The sequence below is a fragment of the Acidimicrobiales bacterium genome (assembly GCA_033344915.1).
Classification (GTDB): Bacteria; Actinomycetota; Acidimicrobiia; order Acidimicrobiales; family Aldehydirespiratoraceae; genus JAJRXC01.
The window spans coordinates 1,980,964-1,998,859 of record JAWPML010000001.1; the positions used below are offsets into that span (position 1 = coordinate 1,980,964).

A 17,896-nucleotide genomic window follows, 5' to 3' on the forward strand; every position below is an offset into this window, starting at 1 on the left:
TCAGTTCTGGAGGAGCGAGCGGACGTCGCTCACGAGATCGTCGAGAGCGATGCGGCGCTGACCGCCGTCGCCTCGGAGGTCGCGCAGGGTGACTTCGCCCGCGGCGACCTCGTCTTCGCCGATGATCGCCGCGTAGGGCGCACCGGACCGGTCGGCGACCTTCATCTGTGCCTTCATGGAGCGCCCGCCGTAGGCCCGGTCGGCGCCGATGCCACCGGCCCGCAGCCGCTGACAGACGTCGAGGCCCTGGCTGCCCCCGGTCACGTCGACCACGAACACGCCCACGGACGGCGGCGGCGCGGCGAAGACGCCCTCGGCGTCACAGGCGAGGAGGATGCGGTCGACCCCGAGCGCGAACCCGATGCCGGGGGTGGGTGGTCCCCCGAGGTCCTCGACCAGCCCGTCGTAGCGGCCACCGCCGCCGACCGCGTTCTGCGCCCCGCCGAGCGCCTCGCCGACGAACTCGAAGACGGTCTTGGTGTAGTAGTCGAACCCGCGCACGAGGCGGGGCGACATCGAGTACGGGATGCCGAGCGAGTCGAGACCCGCCCGCACGACGGCGAAGTGCTCGCCGCATTCCTCGTTGAGGTGGTCGACCATGCTCGGCGCCGCGTCGATGACGGCCTGATCCTCGGCCCGCTTGCTGTCGAGCACGCGGAGCGGGTTGCGATCGAGCGTGACCTGCGACTGGGGCGACAGGTCGTCGCGGCGGTCCTGGAGGTAGGAGGTCAGGGCGTCGAGATAGCCCGGCCGACACGAGGCGTCGCCCATGCTGTTGACCACGAGCTCGATCTGTCGCAGTCCGAGCGCGGCGTAGAACTCCCAGCCCAGGGCGATCACGTCGATGTCGACCTGGGGATCGTCGGCTCCGAGCACCTCCACGCCGACCTGCGTGAACTGCCGGTAGCGACCGGCCTGGGGCTGCTCGTAGCGGAACTGGGGACCCTGGTACCAGATCTTCCACGGCGGGATCGGCCGGTGCTCGGCGTAGGCCCGACAGATCGAGGCCGTCAGCTCCGGACGCAGGGCGAAGTGCTGGGGCGGATCGCCCTTGTCGTGGAAGTCGAACATCTCCTTGGTGACCACGTCCGTGGTCTCACCGAGGCGGAGGAAGACGCCGATGTCCTCGAACATCGGCGAGACGACCTCACCGAATCCGCTGAGCTCGGCGATCCGGGCGAACTCGTCGAGCAGCGCGCGGAGCCGGCCCGACTCGGGCGGGAGGATGTCGCGGGTGCCTTTCGGGGCACGGAAGGTCGGCTCGGCCACAGCCGCTCAGGCTATCGGTGCGCCCCGTCGACCCCGTGGAGGTTTCCGACCGGTACTGCCGACCCTCGGCGGTGTCAGTCCGCGGCCTCGGACGAGCCGCCGCCCGGCACGATGCGGTAGGCGTCGTAGACGGCTTCGACGGCGAGCAGCCGGGACAGCACGGCGTCGAGCTGGCTGACATCGGCGAGCTCGAACTCGAACTGCATCTTGGCGACCGCGTCGTCACCGGTCTCCGTGGCGACCGAGACCACGTTGAGTCCGTGGTCGGAGAGCACCTTGGCGACGTCCACGAGCAGCGATGCCCGGTCGAGTGCCTGCACCTCGATGGTGGTCTGGAAGCGACCGTCGTGGTCCGCGTCCCACTCGACCTCGATCAACCGATCCGGCTGGCCTTCCTGGAGCGTCGTGGCGTTGAGGCAGTCGGACCGGTGCACCGACACGCCGCGACCACGGGTGACGAAGCCGACGATCTCGTCGGGCGGCACCGGTGAACAACAGCGCGAGATGCGGATCATGATGTCGTCCAGGCCCTCGACGTGGACCCCGGCGGTGCCTCGCGCCCGTCGCTTCGCGCCGATCCGACGGGAGACGTTCGACGGCAGCCGGTCCTGGTGGCGGTCGGCGGCGTCGTCGCCGCGCAGCTCGCGGGCGATCCGTTCGGCCACGGTGGAGCCGGCGACGTGGCCTTCCCCGATCGCCGCGAACAGCGACTCGTCGTCGACATAGTTCAGCTGCTCGCCGACGGCCATCAGCACGGGTTCTTTGAGGACGCGCTGGGCGGGCAGACCCTCGCGCCGCAGCGCCGACAGCAGCTCGTCGCGGCCGTGTTCGATGGCGTCCTCGCGACGCTCACGCGTGTACCACTGGCGGATCTTGTTGGCGGCCCGACGCGACGCGACGAACTTGAGCCAGTCCCGACTCGGGCCCGCTCCTTCCACCTTCGAGGTGAAGATCTCGACGGTGTCGCCGGACTCGAGCCTGCTGTCGAGCGGCACGAGCCGGCCGTTCACCTTGGACCCGATGCAGGCATGCCCCACGTCGGTGTGGATCGAATAGGCGAAGTCCACCGGGGTCGCCCCGACGGGCAACTCGACGACCTTTCCCTTCGGCGTGAAGACGTAGACCTCGTCCTGATCGAGGTCCACCTTCAGGTTGCTCATGAACTCCGAATGGTCGGCGGTCTCCTGCTGCCACTCGACGATCCGGTTGAGCCAGGCCATCTCCCCGCCGGACTCTCCGTCCTTGTAGTCCGAATGCGCCGCCACCCCGAACTCGGCGCGCTGGTGCATCTCCCGCGTGCGGATCTGCACCTCGATCGACTTGCCCTGGGGGCCGACCACCGTCGTGTGCAACGACTGGTAGAGGTTGAACTTGGGCATCGCGATGTAGTCCTTGAACCGGCCCTGCACCGGTCGCCACGTGGCGTGGATGGAGCCCAGTGCGCCGTAGCACTCCCGCACGGAGTCGACGATCACGCGAATGCCGACGAGGTCGAAGATCTCGTCGAAGGACCGGCCCTTCACGACCATCTTCTCGTAGATGGACCAGAGGTGTTTCGGGCGACCGACGATCTCGGCGACGATGCCCAACTCCGCGAGGCGGGCCTGCACGTCGGCGAGCACCTGGGCGAGATAGAGATCTCGCTCCGGCGCGCGCTGGTGGATCATCTGGTCGATCTCGGCGTAGCGGCGGGGATGGAGCGCGGCGAACGAGAGATCCTCCAGCTGCTGCTTCATGTCCTGCATGCCGAGCCGGTGGGCGAGTGGGGCGTAGACGTCGAGCGTTTCGCGCGCGGTGCGCTCCTGTTTGAACGGGGGCAGCGCGGCGACGGTACGGAGGTTGTGGAGTCGGTCGGCGAGCTTGATGATCAGCACCCGCATGTCCGAGGCGATCGCCACGATCATCTTGCGGACGGTGGCCGCCTGCTGCTCCTCCTTGGTGTCGTACTTGACCCGCTCGAGTTTGGTGACGCCGTCGACGATGCGGGCGAGGTCGCTGCCGAACTCGTCCTCCAGCTGCTTCAGGCCGACCGGCGTGTCCTCCACCGCGTCGTGCAACAACGCGCCGGCGATCGTCACATCGTCGATGCCCTGACGGGCGACGATGGTGGCGACGGCCACCGGATGGCGGATGTAGGGCTCGCCCGACTTCCGGGTCTGCCCCTCGTGGGCTGCGGCCGCGAGCTCGAAGGCCCGCTCGATCAACGCGGTGTCGCCCTTGGGGTGGTGTTCGCGATACGCCTCGAGCAACTCGGCGATCTCGATCGACGGGGAGCGGTTCGGCCCCCGACGCCAGGGCAGGACGCGGGTGACGGTGGCCATCAGCTCGCCCCGATCGTCACGAGGGACTCGATCCGATGGTCGCCCAGCTTCGATCGACCGTCGAGGAAGGCGAGCTCGAGGAGGAACCCGAACCCGGCGACGACCGCATCGTGGCGGCTGACCAGCTCGGCCGCGGCCGCCGCGGTGCCTCCCGTGGCGAGCACGTCGTCCACGATCACCGTGCGTCGTCCGGGGGCGAGGGCGTCGGTGTGGATCTCCAGCGTGTCGGTGCCGTACTCGAGCCCGTAGTCGATCGACGACGTGTGGTGCGGCAACTTCCCGGGCTTGCGCACGGGCACGAAGCCGATGCCGAGCTGGCGGGCGACGGTGGCGCCGAAGAGGAACCCGCGTGCCTCGATGCCGATGATCGCGTCGATTCCCTGCTCTGCCCACGGCTCGGCCATCGAATGGACCGCCTCGTCGAAACCGTCCGGGTCGGCGAGCAGTGGGGTGATGTCCTTGTAGACGATCCCGGGCTCGGGGAAGTCGGGAACGTCGCGGATCAATCCCTCGATGCGTCCCATACTGGCCATGGCTCCACCGTACCGCCGCCTGTCGATGTCGATGACCAGCCCGGGGTCAGCGCTTCTTCTTCTTGCGGGGCCGCGGCGGCGCGCTCGTCGCCCGGGGCCGATCGGCCGTCGCCCGGGCGGGACGCGAGGCTGTCCGGCCGAGCGCGATGTCGTCCGTCGAGACCGCCCGGGTGCCGTCGCCGGTGTGTCCCCGCGCCTCGACCTTCCGGGCGATCGCAAGGTACTGCTCCTCGCGACTCTTCATGAACGCCACCAGCGACGACGCCAGGAAGATCGACGAGTACGAGCCGACCACGATGCCGATGAGCAGGGCGATGGCGAATTCCTGGAGCGTGAGTGCGCCGAGGAAGAACGAGCCGACGAAGAGCATCGACGCGACCGGCAGCATCGAAGTGATCGATGTGTTGATCGAACGCATCAGCACTTGGTTGAGCGCCAGGTTCATCATTTCGTTGTAGGTGTAGCGACCAGTGCCGGTGAGCCGACCGGAGATCTCCCGGACCTTGTCGTAGACGACGATCGTGTCGTAGAGCGAGTAGCCCATGATCGTCAGGAACGCGATGACGGTCGCCGGCGTCACCTCGAACTGGAACACCGAGTAGACGCCGACCGAGATCAGGATGTCGTGGGCCACGGCGACCACGGCGCCGACCGCCATCTTCCACTCGAGGCGGATCGCGATGTAGCCGGCGACGATGATGAAGAACCAGATGAGCGCGTTGCGTGCCTTCTCGGTGATCTGGTCGCCCCACGACGGTCCGACCGTGGTGACGCTCACCTCGGAGATCGCGACACCGCCGAGCTCGGCCATCACCTCGGTGACGTCGGCGATCGCGTCGGCCTCGTCGAGATCGGCGCGCAAGCGGATGCTGTCGCCACCGAGGACCTGGATCTTGCCGGCCGCGGCGTCGGTGCCACTCAGGGCCTCGCGGGCGTCGCCCACCGAGGTGCCGGGCGCCTCGACCTCCCACGACGTGCCGCCCTCGAACTCGATGCCGAGGTTGAGGCCCCGGGTCGCGAGCGAGCCGATGCTGAGCAGGACGAGTAGGAGCGAGCCGATGAGCGCCGGGCGCCACAGCTTCGGGAAGTCGAAGTGCTGCTCGCCGCGGTACATGAGGCGGAGGGTGTTCACGCCGACACCTCCCCCGCCGGGATGCCGTAGCGCCGCGGGCGTTCCGTCATGGCGTCACGGCGGGCCATGAGGCGGATCACCGGACCCATGAAGAAGTAGGTGGCGACGAGGTCGAGCACGGTGGCGAGGCCCAGGAAGAGTGCGAAGCCCTTCACCTGGCCCACCGTCAGGAAGTAGAGGACCACCGCCGCGATGAGCGACGCGACGTCGGCCTTCACGATCGTGGAGTAGGCGATCGGGAACGCCCGCTCGACGGCGGAGCGAACGGTGCGGCCGCCGCGTACGTCCTCCTTGAGGTGCTCGAAGTACACGACGTTGGAATCCACGGATACGCCGACGGAGACGATGAGGCCGGTCACGCCGGCGAGGGTGAGGGCGAGGCCCTGGGACTCGCCGAGCCAGGCGATCATCGTCCACAGGAGGGCACCGGACACACCGAGAGAGGCGATCGCGACGAGGCCGAGTAGGCGGTAGTAGGCGAGCAGGTAGATCGACACGAGAGCGAGCCCGATGACGCCGGCCGCGATGCCCGCGTCGAGCGCGTCCTCACCAAGGGTGGACGAAACCGTACGGCTCTCCTGGGGGGTGAGCTCGACGGGCAGCGAGCCGAACCGCAGCACCAGGGCGAGATCCTTCGCTTCGCCCTCGGAGAAGGAGCCGGTGATGGAGATCTGCGACCGGTCGAAGGTGGGGGCGTTGACCGATGGTGCACTCTCGACGACACCGTCGATCTCGATCGCGATCGAGGCCGTCGGACACGTGATCGTCACCGCGAAGCACTGACTCGCGAGCTCGTTGAAGTCGTCGATGCCGGGCGAGCCGCCGCGCATCACGAGCGAGACCTGCCATTGGCCGGCGAAGCGGGCCGACGCATCCTCGACCGCGAGGCCGGTGAGTCGATCGGTCGTACCCTCGTTCTCGATCAGCTCGGGGGCCGGGCCGAGGAGGTAGCGGATGCCGTCGGTGCCGTCGGCGACCATGCACTCGGCTGCGCTCGCTTCCGGCGTGGGCTCGCCGTCCGAGAAGTCGGGCGGCTCATCCCCGTCGCCCGGGCACAGGGCCGCGCCGGGCGTGAAGTCCGTGCCGGGGCCGCCCCGCATGAGCACCGGCCGGAACCGCAACTCGGCGGTCTGGCCGACGAGATCGAGCGCCCGCTGCTGGTCGTCCACGCCGGGGATCTGCACGAGCACGGTGAGCCCCTGCCGGGTGATCTCGGGTTCGCGAACACCCAGTCCGTCGACCCGGTTACGGATGACGGCGATCGCCTGATCGAGGATGTCCTCGGACACCTCGGATCCGTCGGGGTTGGGCTCGGGCTCGAGCACGACGCTGACCCCGCCCTGGAGGTCCAGGCCGAGCAGCGGCTCGTTCCCGGCGGCGAACGTGTAGACGATGCCCGCGATGGCGACGAAGACGATGCCGATCGCGAGGCTGAGTTGACCCCGCATGTTCAGGCGTCGCTGTCCTCGGCGTCCACCATCTCCTCGTCGTCCTCGTCGTCCCCGTCTCCGTCCGTGACCTTCTCGACGATGGCCGACTTGGTGACCTTCAGCTCGACCTCGGGCGCGACCTCCAGCCACACGACGGCGTCCTCGACCTCGGCGACGGCGCCGTAGATACCGGCGTTGGTGACCACGATGTCACCCTCCTCGAGCGAGCGGATGAGTTCCTGATGGGCCTTCATGCGACGCTGCTGCGGAACGATCATGAACGCGTAGAGGGCGCCCATGGCGACGAGAAGGATGACGATCTCCATGCCGGGGAGGCTAGCTCGCAGGTCCCGGGTACCGACGACCCGGGCCCGCCCGGTCACTCCCGGCATAGAGGAGCGAGCTCGCCGCGAGGCACGCCCCGGCGGCAATCCACGCCATCCCGATGCCCCGACTGTCCGCGAGCGCGGTGAGGGTCAGGGCGGCCACGACACCGCCGGCCTGGAACAGGAGCGAATCGACGGAGAGCGTCGTACTTCGCTGCTCGCTCGCGGTGTGCTCGTGCAGCAGTGCACTCCGCAGCGGTCCCGTCACCCCGAGGAATGTGTAGAAGAACACGAACACGAGCGCAGCGACTACGGGCTGCGTCACGACACCGAGCAGGGCGAGCATCGACCCGGCCAGCAGTTGGGCGGTCATGGTCGGTGACGCGCGTCGGCCGATCCTCCGGCCGAACGCGGGACCCAGTGCGGCACCGGCGGCGCCCCCGGCGAATCCGACGGCGAGCAGCGCGCCCAGGAAGATGGTGGCGTCGTCTCGATCGAGCAGCTCCAGGAACCGCGGCTGCCAGAGCGCCTCCACCGCGACCAGCGCTGCCCCGATCAACGCGCCGCCGGCGATGGTGCGGCGAAGCGACCCGGCCCGGACGGCGAACCCGAGACCCGTCCGGACGTTGGCGAACGCTGCGATGCCGTCGGCTCGATTCCGGGACCGGGCCGGACGTTCTTCGTTCATGAGGACGTAGACCGCGACGAGATGAACCCCTTCGAGGACGAGCGCGAGCAGGACGGTGGCCCACAGTCGCCCACCGGCGAGCTGCGGGACGAGGCCACCCACGATCGACCCGACCGCGAGCGCGAGCCCGTCCACGGCCCCACCGCGAGAGAGCCCGATGCGCACGTCGACGTCCGCGTCCGCCGCCTTCGACTCGTCCACGAACCACGATTCGAGCGGCCCGGAGTCGAGGGCCCGCCCCACACCACCGAGAAACAGTGCGACCGCGAGGACCCGGAGGTCCGTCGACGCGAGCAGCAGCGCGAACAGCCCCACATTGCAGAGGGCGGACGCGAGCAGGACGGGGCGGCGGCCGATCGAGTCCGCCAGCCCGCCGGTCGGGAGTTCGAGCGCCGCCGTCGTCACGCTGTAGACGGCCAGCAGCGGACCGAGTTGGGTGAGCGACGCGCCACGGGACAGGACGAGCACGAAGATCGGCTCGACGAGGCCGACGGGTAACCATCGCAGCGCCAACAGGACGATGTACCGCCGCCGCACTTCGTCAACGCTCACGCGGCGACCCTAGTGGCCGACCCTTCCCGGCAACCTCGACCTGTCAGGTCGCCCAGACCTCGTGGACTCCCTGGCGGAACGAGTCGAATGTTCCCGCGCGGATCGAGTCCGCCATCCGGTCCATGAACCGCAGCAGCCAGGCGACGTTGTGCAGCGTGATGATGCGGGCCGCCGTCGGCTCCTTGGTCTGGAGCAGGTGACGGAGATAGCCCCGGCTCCAGCGGGCGGCCGGGCTCTCGGGCCAGGACGGGTCGAGCGGGTCGTCGCTGCGGACGAACTCGGCGCGGGTCAGGTTGTAGCGGCCGTTGTCCGTGAGGATCGTGCCGTGGCGGGCGTGACGCGTCGGGAGCACGCAGTCGAACATGTCGACGCCGCGGGCGACCGACTCCACGATCCCGATCGGATCGCCGAGCCCCATGAAGTAGCGGGGCTGGTCGGCCGGCAGAAGACCCATGCAGCTGTCGAGCCCGTCGAGCATCGCGCTGCGGTCCTCCCCCACCGACAGACCGCCCACGGCATAGCCGTCGAAGTCCAACGCGACGATCTGCTCGGCGGACTCCTTGCGCAGCGCGTCGTCGGTGCCGCCCTGCACGATGCCGAACTGGCTCTGGCGGGTCGCGGCGTCGCCATGGTCGAGGAAGGCCCGACGCCCCCGGGCGGCCCACAGCGCCGTTCGGTCGACCGCGGACTTCACGACGCCGAGATCGGCGACGGAGGACGGACAGACATCGAGCACCATCTGGATGTCCGCGCCGATCAGGGCCTGCACCTCGACGGCACGCTCCGGCGTGAGGAGGTGGGTCGACCCGTCGTAGGTCGACGTGAAGGTCGCTCCCTCGTCGGTGAGGTCCGGGCCGAGGGAGAAGATCTGGTAGCCGCCGGAGTCCGTGAGGAAGTGGCCGTCCCACGCCGCGAACCCGTGGAGCCCACCGAGTTCGGCGACCACGTCGGCGCCGGGTCGCAACATGAGGTGGTAGGTGTTCGCCAGGATCACCTGCGCCCCGAGCGCCTCGACATCGTCGCTGGCCAGATGGCGGATCGCGCCCCGGGTGCCGACCGGCATGAAGCGGGGCGTGGTGAACGTGCCACGCGCGGTCGTGACGATGCCGGTCCGGGCGCCGCCATCGCGGCCGGTCTCGGTGAAGGTCGCACGCACGGGTCCGAGGCTAGGTCCCGCCTCCCGCGACGACGCGCTCAGGTGCGGGCCAGCGTGGCGACGAACGTGCGGAGGATGCGGTACGACGTCGCGAAGTAGCGCCGGGGATAGCGCACCCGGTTGGTCGAACGCAGCGACATCGTCACGATGGTCTGGCGGCGCCACCAGGGTTCGATGGCGATCCACACCGGGAGGCCGGGCCACGAGCCACGCAGCACGAGCGTCCCCGGCGCTCGCAGACCGGCGCGGTGGTCCGTGAACGGCTCGTCGAGCACGAGGCGACCGCCCCGGGTCCGCCCGATCACGCCCGGGGCCGGGATGCGACTCCGCGCGACGGCATACGGGACGAAGAGGTGCAGACGCAGCCGCGACTGACGCCGGGGGCTGCTGTCGGCGATGCGCTGCTTGTGGCGCAGCCCGAGCCGATGCACGAACGATCCGACCGCGACGCCGGTGTGTTCGGAGACACGGCGGGCCGGCTCGAGCACGTCGTCGACGGACTCGCGCAGGTCGTCGATCCACACCGACAGCGCATCCTCGCCCGACTCCGCCTCGACGACCGTGCGCTCTCCGCCGTCCGGTGCGTCGAACGCGTCGAGGATCTCGATCTCGAACTCGTCGTCGGGTGTCGGACCGGCCGACGTGGACGTCGCCATGCCCGCAGCGTACGCCGATCGTGTCAACCCAGCGTGTAGCCGATGCCCGCCTTGGTCCGCTCCACCTCGACGAACGTCCCGAGCGCTCGGAAGCAATAGGCCATCCGTTGGGCGACATCGCGACGCACGCCGGCCCGGCCCGCGAGATCCGCGGTGGTGAACACGTCCGGAAGTCCTTCCGGCACCAACGTCATCAGGTCAGCCGCGGACGCGAACCGGCGCCGGTCGACGATTTCGCGAAGCACCCGATCGTCGGTGCGGAAGCCGCCCCGCCCCCGCCGGAGTCTCGCGTCGGGCGACTGGTGTTTGACCACGCTGACCAGGGCGACGTCGATCTCGAGGTTCGGGTGATCGATGAGCGTCGGCATGCTGACGAGCTCCTCGAACAGGTCGTACACCGAGCCCTTCTTCGGCGACTTCCGCAGCGGGGCATCGGGCTTCTGGAGGTAGGTCTCCACCGCGATCGGGTGTACGAGCAGGATCCGATGATCCGGGAGGAGGCGGTCCAGCTTCGAGCCCATCGAGGCGAAGGACGACGTCTGGATCTCGATCAGCCGGTCGTCGCGGCGGATGTCGATCACGAACCCGTCGAGCGGCACCTCGAAGACGTCACCGGGTTCGGCATAGTCCGCCTTGAGCGCGGCGTGCAGCGAGCCCTCGTTGAGCGTGCCGATGTGGGGTTCCGTCGCGATGCCCCGATCGTACGAGGACCATCGCCCTCGCCGGGGGGACCGAGTCCGACCTACGGTTGCGGCATGCAGCTGGAACACCTCCTCAACCTTCGCGCCGAGCTCAAGGACCCGATCACCGTCGGCGAGACGGGCTTCGGCACCCGCCAGATCGTCGATGTCGTCGGCGGCACGTTCGAGGGGCCCGGGCTCACGGGCACGGTTCTCCCCAGCGGCGCCGATTGGCTGACGATCGGGTCCGACGGCACCGCCCGGCTCGACGTGCGCGCGACGCTCGAGACGGACGACGGTGCGCTGATCTACGTCCAGTACCCGGGCGTCATGGTGATCAACGAGGCGGCGATGAACGCCCTGGCCGGCGGCGGCGAGACCCAGTTCGGCGAGGTCGAGTTCTTCACGCAACCCCGCTGCGAGACGGGGCACCCGGACTACGCGTGGCTCAACCGCGTCGTCGCCGTCGGTCAGGGGCGGCTCTTCCCGAACGGGGTCGAGTACAACATCTCACGCGTGGTGAACTGAGCGGGGATGGCGTTCACCGGCTGGCCGGTCGAGGCGATCGAGTTCTTCGAGCGGCTCGAGGACGACAACACGAAGGCGTTCTGGAACGAGCAGAAGCACGTCTACGAGGAAGCCGTGAAGGCGCCGATGGTGGCACTGCTCGCCGACCTCGAGCCGCGCTACGGCGAGGGCAAGATCTTCCGCCCGTACCGCGACGTCCGCTTCAGCAAGGACAAGACGCCGTACAAGACCAACATCGCGGCCCGCATGGCCGGCGGCCCGTACATCAGCCTGTCCGCCGACGGGTTCGGCCTGGGCACGGGGTACTACATGATGGCGAAGGACCAACTCGCGAGCTTCCGGGCGGCGATCGACGACGACAAGACGGGCCGTCAGCTCGAGCGGACCATCGACAAGGTCACGAGCGCCGGTATCGAGGTCACCAGCCACGACGCCGTCAAGACCGCGCCGCGGGGGTACTCGGCCGACCACCCCCGCATCGGGTTGCTGCGGATGAAGGGCTGCATCGCGTGGCAGGAATGGGAGATCGGTGCGTGGCTCGACACCGCGGAGGCGAAGGATCGGATCGTCGCGTTCATGGGCGCGACGAAGCCGCTCGTGACGTGGCTCGCCACGAACGTCGGCCCGAGCGAACTCGAAGGTGGATGGGGCTGACACGATGAGCATCGAAACCGTCACGGGCTACTGCTGGCCCCAGTCGATCGCGCCCGGCGCGTCGGTTGCCCTCCATCTGTCCTCGGCCGGCGGCCGCCCGGTCTCCGTCGAGATTGCCCGGGTCGGCGCCGAACGAACCGTCGTGTGGTCGGGCACCGTGGACGCCGACGACCATCCGACGCCGCGCGACGCGTCTGCGAACGGGTGCGGCTGGCCGGCGGCCACGAGCGTCACCGCCTGCGACGATTGGGCCTCCGGCTACTACGAGGTGGTGTTGTCCATCGACGTGAACGGCAGGACCCGTCGGAGCCACGCGTTCTTCGTGATCCGGCCGACGGCCGAGTCGACGAACACGATCCTGCTCCAGCTGTGCACGAACACGTGGCACGCCTACAACGACTTCGGTGGCTACAACCTCTACAACGGCGGCACCCACTCGTCGCTCCAGCGTCCGATGGCGCGGGGCTACCTCTTCAAGCCCGAGGGTGCGGGCCGCCGGGTGACGACCACCAACCCACCGGACCGGGACATGAACACCCATGTCGGCTACATCCGGCTCAACCATCTGTCGGGCTGGGCCGGTTCGGCCGGATGGCCGGACTGGGAGTGGCCGTTCCTCGCCTGGGCGGAACGCAACGGCTACGGCATCGACGTCATCAGCAACGCCGACCTCGAGGAACACCCCGGCATCATCGACCGCTACAACCTCCTGCTCTCCGTCGGCCACGACGAGTACTGGTCCGGGCCGATGCGCGACACGGTGGAGGGCTTCGTCGCCCGAGGCGGCAACGTCGCGTTCTTCTCGGGCAACACCGCGCTGTGGCAGGTGCGCCTCGAGGAGCCGGTGGGCAACTCGGCGAGCGTGATGGTCGGCTACAAGGGCCAGTTCAAGGACGATCCGGTCTACGACACCGAGCGGATCGGCGAGCTCACCAGCATCTGGTCCGACCACCTGATCGGTCGCCCGGAGAACCACATGACCGGCGTGTCGTTCAACCGGGGCGGCTATCACCGCATCGGCAAGCGGGTGACCAACGGTGCCGGCGGTTACACGGTCTATCGACCCGACCACTGGCTCTTCGACGGGACCGCCATCGACTACGGCGACGTCCTCGGCGCCAAGGCGACCGCCGTGGGCTACGAGTGCGACGGCTGCGACTACACGACCGTCGACGGGCTCCCCTGCCCCACCGGTTCCGACGGCACACCCGAGAACTTCGAGATCCTCGCCATGGCACCCGCCGCCCACTTCACCCGCACGACGGCGGCGCGTCCACCGCGGCCCGAGGACCCCTCCGAGATCGAGTTCCTCGCCTCGCGCCTGTTCGACTCCCGCGAGCCGGAGGCCGTCGAGCGCATCGCCCACGGCCAGGCGATGCTCGGGTCCTTCGTCTCCCCGGGCGGCGGAACGGTCGTCACCTCGGGCTCGACCGACTGGGCTCACGGCCTCGCCGGACGCGACGAGGACATCGAGCAGATCACCCGCAATGTCCTCGACCGGCTCGGCTGACGCCGGCCTGCGCATCGGCGTCGCCCACCATTTCGGGTGGGCGGTCGTGGTGACCGCCGATGCCGCCCACGAGGTCGTCGACCGACGCCGCATCGAGTTGATCGAACCGGGTGTCGCGACCGCGCCGATCCACCACGAGGGCGCCGACCTGGACGACGCGGCCGTCGCCGACCTGCTCGCCGAGGTGCGGGCGTGGCCCGACGATTTCCCCACCGACCTGGCGACGTTGCGCCGCACGCCCTACGAGGCGCAGGCCGACTCGGTGATGTACCGCGAGATCCTGGCGGCCGATGCCCGGGCGAGGGGGTGGGAGGTCCCCGTGTTCGACGCCAAGACGACCGAGGCGGAGGCGGCAGCCGTGCTCGGCTCACGGGCCGACGATGTCCTCCACGGCCCCCGCGCCCGTCTCGGCCCGCCCTGGAACAAGGACCACCGCATCGCGCTCGCGGCAACCGTCGTCGCCGCCGGCTGACGGAGTCGGCGGATCGAGATCAGACCGGCTGCTCCACCGTGACGTCGTCGTACGTATCGATCCTCCGCAGCGACGGCACGAACGCTGCGAAGCCGAGTGCGATCGCCACGGTGGCGAGTCCGCCGCCGGCCACCGCCCACGGCACGCCCAGATAGCGGGCGGCGACGCCGCTCTCGAACGCGCCGAGCTCGTTGGAGGCACCGATGAACACGCTCTCGACGGCAGTGACCCGGCCGAGCTGGGTGTCGGGCGTCGCCACCGGGACCAGCGTGGAGCGGATCGTCATCGAGACCATGTCCGCACCTGCCGCGATGATGAGCGCGACGAACGCGACGGCGTAGTTCGTGGCCACCCCGAGCACGACATGGAACGCCCCGAAGATCACGACGACGGCGAGGAGGGTCGGCCCCACCCGTCGGGTGACCGGTCGGCGAGCCAGCGCGAGTCCCGTGATGCCGGCGCCGATCCCCGGCGCCGCCCGGAGCCATCCGTAGGCGACGTCGCCCACCCCGAGCCGCTCCTCCGCGATCACCGGGATCAAGGCGACCGCGCCGCCGAAGAGGACGGCGATCATGTCGAGCGAGATGGCCGACAGCACCACCGGTGACCGGCGGATGAACCGCAGGCCCTCGAGCGCGAGCTTCACCGACGGCCGGTCCGTGATCTTCGTCTGCTCGACGGCGTAGACGATCCGCAACAGGGGTGGCGCCGACAGCGCGAACACCACGGCTGCCACCAGGTACGCCACGTCGGCGCCGACGGTGAGGAGGAACCCGGCCGTGACCGGGCCAACGATCGCGGCGACCACCCGCGTGACGGCGCCCGCCGCGACCAGGCGGGGAAGCTGCACGCGCGGCACCACCAGCGGCGCCAGGGCATGACGAGCGGGAATGGCAATCGCGTCGATCGATCCGAAGGCCAGGGTGATGAGGTAGAGCGGCCAGATGGCGACGTCCACGTCGTCGCCCACCCCGCGGCTGTACGCGAAGAACGCGAGGGCGCACGCGACGCGACCGACCGTCATGAGCGCGGCCACGCGGCGCCGATCGAAGCGATCGGCGATGTAGCCGCTGATGATCACCAGCACGACGGCGGGCACGAACTGGAGGAGCCCGATGATGCCGATCGTCAACGCATCGCCCGTCAGGTCGAACGCCTGCTTGAACAGCACCGCCAGCATCAACGAGATGCCGGTCCCGGCCAGGGCGCTCGACGTCAGATAGGCACGCACCGACCGGTCGCCGAGCAGGCTCGACTGCGCTGCGGTCACGCGTGGTCCTCGGACATGAGATCGGGACGCTAGTCAGCCGGAGGCGAGTCGGCGCCTACGGGACGATCGACGAGCGCCACGAGCTTCTTGGGGGCGAGGACGCAATAGCTGTCCGTGATCAGCTCGCGCACCTCTGCCCAGTCCGTGTCGGCGTCGATCACCAGGCCGAGTGCGTCACGGCCCCAGCCGAGCACGAAGAACGGGTGGCCGGCGTGGCGCAGCATGTCAAGGTCCTCGCCCTCGGCGCGAAACGTCAGCATGACCAACGGTGCCGCCTCGTCGAACACGACGCCGAGCACATGGGCGAAGGTCCGATTGCGCACCTTCCACCGGGTGCCGACCCACGCCGGCTCCTCATGGACCTCTGGCAGCTCGACGCACCGTTCGCGCACCCGGGCGGTGACGTCGTCGGGAACGTCGCCCGTGTACTGCGGCCGTGCACCGGTCATCGGATCAACGCGGGTCCGCAGTGGGGCCGGTGATCTGCCAGGGCTCGTCAGAATCCATCCCGGAGTATCGCAGGAGTTCGGTTCCATCGGCCGCGCTACCGTGCACCATGACGTTCGCTCGCCGGTTCCAGATCGAGCTCCTGCCCAACATCGAGTGGCCGGAGTTCCGGCGCCGAGCCGTCCACACCGAGGAACTCGGCTTCGACCTGGTGACGACGGCGGACCACTTCGTCGACTGGAAGAACCCGACCGTTCCGTTTTTCGACCTGTGGCCGGCGCTTGCGGCACTGGCCGAGGCGACGGCGCGGATCCGCCTCGCGCCGTGTGTCGCGCAGATCCCGATGCGCGATCCCGCGAGCTTCGCCCGCTCGTTGCTCACCGTCGACCACGTGTCCGGCGGACGGATCGAGGCCGCGATCGGGCTCGGGCTCACCGTCGACCCCGGCTACGCCATGATCGGTGTCGAGAACTGGGACAACCCCGAGCGCGCCGACCGGTTCGGGGAGTACATCACGATCGTGGACGAGCTCCTGCGCACATCCACGTGCACGCTCGATGGCGATCACTACACCGTCGAGAGCGCGGTCGTCCATCCATCGCGGCAGACGCCGCGCCCGCCGATCACGATCGCCGCGATGGGGCCCCGGATGATGCGCTACGCCGCAGCCCATGCCGACACCTGGAACACGATGAGCTTCGGGGCCGGCGCGGACACACTGCTCGCGGATGCGAGCGCCCTGAAGGCAAAGATGACGAAGGCCTGCGACACCGAGGGACGCGACCCTGCCTCGCTGCGTCACTCGTTCCTGCTCTTCGACGGCGGCGCCAGAGAGAGCGGCGGCCGTTTCTTCTACTGGGACTCGGTGGCGGCGTTCGAGGACCTTGCCGGCCGGATCTTCGAGCTCGGCTTCGACGAAGTCGGCGCCTACTACCCGGTCGACGAGCAGCGCGACGTCTTCGAGGACGCCTCCACGAACATCATCCCCGGCCTCCGCGGCTGAGCACCGTGTTCACCGCCTCGACGGCCGACGCCGTGCCGTCGTCGGGCCGATGGGTGATCGTCGCGCGGGTGACAACACTGCGAAAGGATCTCGTCAGTCGGCGTCGGGCGCTGATCGGCGGACCATCATCCGGCCGAAGTGGTGGCGGAAGTCCATCGTTGCGTCGCTCTCTTCCGCCCGGTCGCCGAACGGCCACTCCGAGGGTGCCGTCGGCAGCTCGAACGAGAATCGTTCACGCCGCGGAATCCGGCAGGCGAGATCGTCGCAGGCCTGCCAGTGCACCGTGCCCGACACCGTCACCGTCTTGTGTCTCGGCGACGCGGTGTTGACGAGGGGCTGGCGGAACTCGACGGTGCCGTCGTAGACGACGAACGTCTCGTCCGTTCCGTCGAGATGGTGCTCGTGCGGCTCGGGAGCGACCAGCCTCCTGATGCCGATCCGATCGGTGTCGTCGAACTCGATCGAGACCGGCACCATGCCTTCGGGCGCCGGGTCGGCGTAGACGTGCTGGCCCTCCGGAATCGCCAGGCGCACGACGAGGTCGTGGCGGACGATCTCGGCGAGGTGCTCGCCGTCGTACGTGATGGTCGCGGTGACCTCGCCATCGGCCGGCGGTGCTTCGGTCACGAGCTCGACCGTCTCGCCGTTGGCCGCTCGGAGCAGCTCGGCCGAGTTCGCCCGGACGCCGAGGTGCTCGTCGAAGAACTTGGCGATGATCACGCCGTCGGCATCGAGCACGTAGGTGCCCGGGAACGGGATGCCGGCCCATGGGTGGTCGTCGGGGTCGACGAGCGTGTTGAGGATGCCGAGCCGCGTGATGATCTCGCTGTCGGGGTCGCTCAGGAGTGGGTAGGTGATGCCCTTGTCCTCGGCGAACGCCGCGAGGGCATCCTGCTCGTCGTAGGACAGCGCGTAGAGGGCAACCCCGGCCGCCTCGAACGCTTCAGCGTGTTGTTGCAGCTCGACCAGCTGCGTCCGACACGGCGGTCACCAGACCGCCGATCGATACACCACGAACGCCGTCGGCCGACCGGCCCGATCGGCCTCCATGTCCACCATGCGGCCGGTGTGGTCGAGGGCCCCGATCTCGGGGAGCCGCTCCCCCACGTCGGGTCCCGTCGGGAACCAGCCGACCGGATTCGACCTCGCCCCGGCACCCGGCTTGAGCGGCCCGATGTTGCCCAGGGAATCGCGCCACCACCCGTTCTCGAGTTGCTCGGCCCAGGTGTCGACGACGATCTCCGGCGTGTCGGTCATGGCGCCGACCGT

The 17,896-nt window shown here is 69.3% G+C and carries 19 protein-coding genes and 1 pseudogene; 5 read left to right on the forward strand and 15 right to left on the reverse strand.

Annotation, left to right across the window (positions count from 1 at the left end):
• From hisS to R8F63_09660, 10 genes are all read right to left on the reverse strand, one after another.
• Complete coding sequence (gene hisS / locus R8F63_09615) at positions 1–1,269, reverse strand: histidine--tRNA ligase (GenBank protein MDW3218856.1); 1,269 nt, start codon at positions 1,267–1,269, stop codon at positions 1–3.
• Positions 1,270–1,343: 74 nt separating this feature from the next.
• On the reverse strand, positions 1,344–3,590 hold the full coding sequence (locus R8F63_09620) for a bifunctional (p)ppGpp synthetase/guanosine-3',5'-bis(diphosphate) 3'-pyrophosphohydrolase (protein ID MDW3218857.1): 2,247 nt from the start codon (positions 3,588–3,590) through the stop codon (positions 1,344–1,346).
• The gene (locus tag R8F63_09625) at positions 3,590–4,123 is read right to left on the reverse strand and encodes an adenine phosphoribosyltransferase (GenBank protein ID MDW3218858.1); all 534 of its coding nucleotides are present in this window, start codon (positions 4,121–4,123) and stop codon (positions 3,590–3,592) included. The genes R8F63_09620 and R8F63_09625 overlap by 1 nt, the downstream gene beginning before the upstream one ends.
• A 46-nt stretch (positions 4,124–4,169) precedes the next feature.
• Positions 4,170–5,255 (reverse strand): protein translocase subunit SecF, encoded by a 1,086-nt coding sequence (gene secF / locus R8F63_09630; protein MDW3218859.1) that lies wholly within the window; start codon positions 5,253–5,255, stop codon positions 4,170–4,172.
• Positions 5,252–6,703, reverse strand: a complete 1,452-nt coding sequence (gene secD, locus R8F63_09635; protein MDW3218860.1) for a protein translocase subunit SecD — start codon at positions 6,701–6,703, stop codon at positions 5,252–5,254. Before secD ends, secF begins: the two co-directional genes overlap by 4 nt.
• Before the next feature lie 2 nt (positions 6,704–6,705).
• On the reverse strand, positions 6,706–7,011 hold the full coding sequence (gene yajC / locus R8F63_09640) for a preprotein translocase subunit YajC (protein MDW3218861.1): 306 nt from the start codon (positions 7,009–7,011) through the stop codon (positions 6,706–6,708).
• Positions 7,012–7,021: 10 nt separating this feature from the next.
• Positions 7,022–8,251, reverse strand: a complete 1,230-nt coding sequence (locus R8F63_09645; protein MDW3218862.1) for an MFS transporter — start codon at positions 8,249–8,251, stop codon at positions 7,022–7,024.
• Between the two features lie 43 nt (positions 8,252–8,294).
• On the reverse strand, positions 8,295–9,407 hold the full coding sequence (tgt, locus tag R8F63_09650) for a tRNA guanosine(34) transglycosylase Tgt (GenBank protein ID MDW3218863.1): 1,113 nt from the start codon (positions 9,405–9,407) through the stop codon (positions 8,295–8,297).
• Positions 9,408–9,445: 38 nt separating this feature from the next.
• Complete coding sequence (locus R8F63_09655; protein ID MDW3218864.1) at positions 9,446–10,063, reverse strand: hypothetical protein; 618 nt, start codon at positions 10,061–10,063, stop codon at positions 9,446–9,448.
• Positions 10,064–10,086: 23 nt separating this feature from the next.
• A complete protein-coding gene (locus R8F63_09660) occupies positions 10,087–10,833 on the reverse strand; it encodes a hypothetical protein (GenBank protein MDW3218865.1) in 747 nt (248 codons plus the stop codon).
• Between R8F63_09660 and R8F63_09665 the strand changes: the two genes are divergently transcribed.
• From R8F63_09665 to R8F63_09680, 4 genes are read left to right on the forward strand one after another with little or no spacing between them, the layout of a single operon-like run.
• A complete protein-coding gene (locus R8F63_09665; protein ID MDW3218866.1) occupies positions 10,819–11,271 on the forward strand; it encodes a DUF3237 domain-containing protein in 453 nt (150 codons plus the stop codon). The two genes, R8F63_09660 and R8F63_09665, sit on opposite strands and share 15 nt — an antisense overlap.
• 6 nt (positions 11,272–11,277) lie before the next feature.
• Entirely contained in the window at positions 11,278–11,925 is a 648-nt protein-coding gene (locus tag R8F63_09670; GenBank protein ID MDW3218867.1) for a DUF2461 domain-containing protein, read from the forward strand.
• 4 nt (positions 11,926–11,929) lie between these two features.
• On the forward strand, positions 11,930–13,435 hold the full coding sequence (locus R8F63_09675) for a DUF6605 domain-containing protein (protein ID MDW3218868.1): 1,506 nt from the start codon (positions 11,930–11,932) through the stop codon (positions 13,433–13,435).
• Positions 13,413–13,907 carry a hypothetical protein gene (locus R8F63_09680; protein MDW3218869.1) on the forward strand — a complete coding sequence of 165 codons (495 nt, stop codon included), beginning with the start codon at positions 13,413–13,415 and terminating at the stop codon, positions 13,905–13,907. The genes R8F63_09675 and R8F63_09680 overlap by 23 nt, the downstream gene beginning before the upstream one ends.
• Positions 13,908–13,926: 19 nt before the next feature.
• Here the strand turns inward: R8F63_09680 and R8F63_09685 are convergent, their stop codons facing one another.
• Positions 13,927–15,177 carry an MFS transporter gene (locus tag R8F63_09685; GenBank protein MDW3218870.1) on the reverse strand — a complete coding sequence of 417 codons (1,251 nt, stop codon included), beginning with the start codon at positions 15,175–15,177 and terminating at the stop codon, positions 13,927–13,929.
• A gap of 29 nt (positions 15,178–15,206) precedes the next feature.
• Positions 15,207–15,626: an MmcQ/YjbR family DNA-binding protein gene (locus tag R8F63_09690; protein MDW3218871.1), complete on the reverse strand. Its 420-nt coding sequence runs from the start codon at positions 15,624–15,626 to the stop codon at positions 15,207–15,209.
• Positions 15,627–15,733: 107 nt separating this feature from the next.
• Between R8F63_09690 and R8F63_09695 the strand changes: the two genes are divergently transcribed.
• Positions 15,734–16,627, forward strand: coding sequence for an LLM class flavin-dependent oxidoreductase (locus tag R8F63_09695; GenBank protein MDW3218872.1), 894 nt, complete (start codon positions 15,734–15,736; stop codon positions 16,625–16,627).
• A gap of 93 nt (positions 16,628–16,720) precedes the next feature.
• Here the strand turns inward: R8F63_09695 and R8F63_09700 are convergent, their stop codons facing one another.
• From R8F63_09700 to R8F63_09710, 3 genes and pseudogenes are all read right to left on the reverse strand, one after another.
• Positions 16,721–17,365 (reverse strand): protein-disulfide reductase DsbD family protein, encoded by a 645-nt coding sequence (locus R8F63_09700; protein ID MDW3218873.1) that lies wholly within the window; start codon positions 17,363–17,365, stop codon positions 16,721–16,723.
• Positions 17,342–17,602 (reverse strand): annotated as a pseudogene (locus R8F63_09705) (redoxin domain-containing protein). The gene R8F63_09700 and the pseudogene R8F63_09705 overlap by 24 nt, the downstream one beginning before the upstream one ends.
• Positions 17,603–17,614: 12 nt before the next feature.
• Positions 17,615–17,884 carry a hypothetical protein gene (locus R8F63_09710; protein ID MDW3218874.1) on the reverse strand — a complete coding sequence of 90 codons (270 nt, stop codon included), beginning with the start codon at positions 17,882–17,884 and terminating at the stop codon, positions 17,615–17,617.
• Between the last annotated feature and the right edge of the window lie 12 nt (positions 17,885–17,896).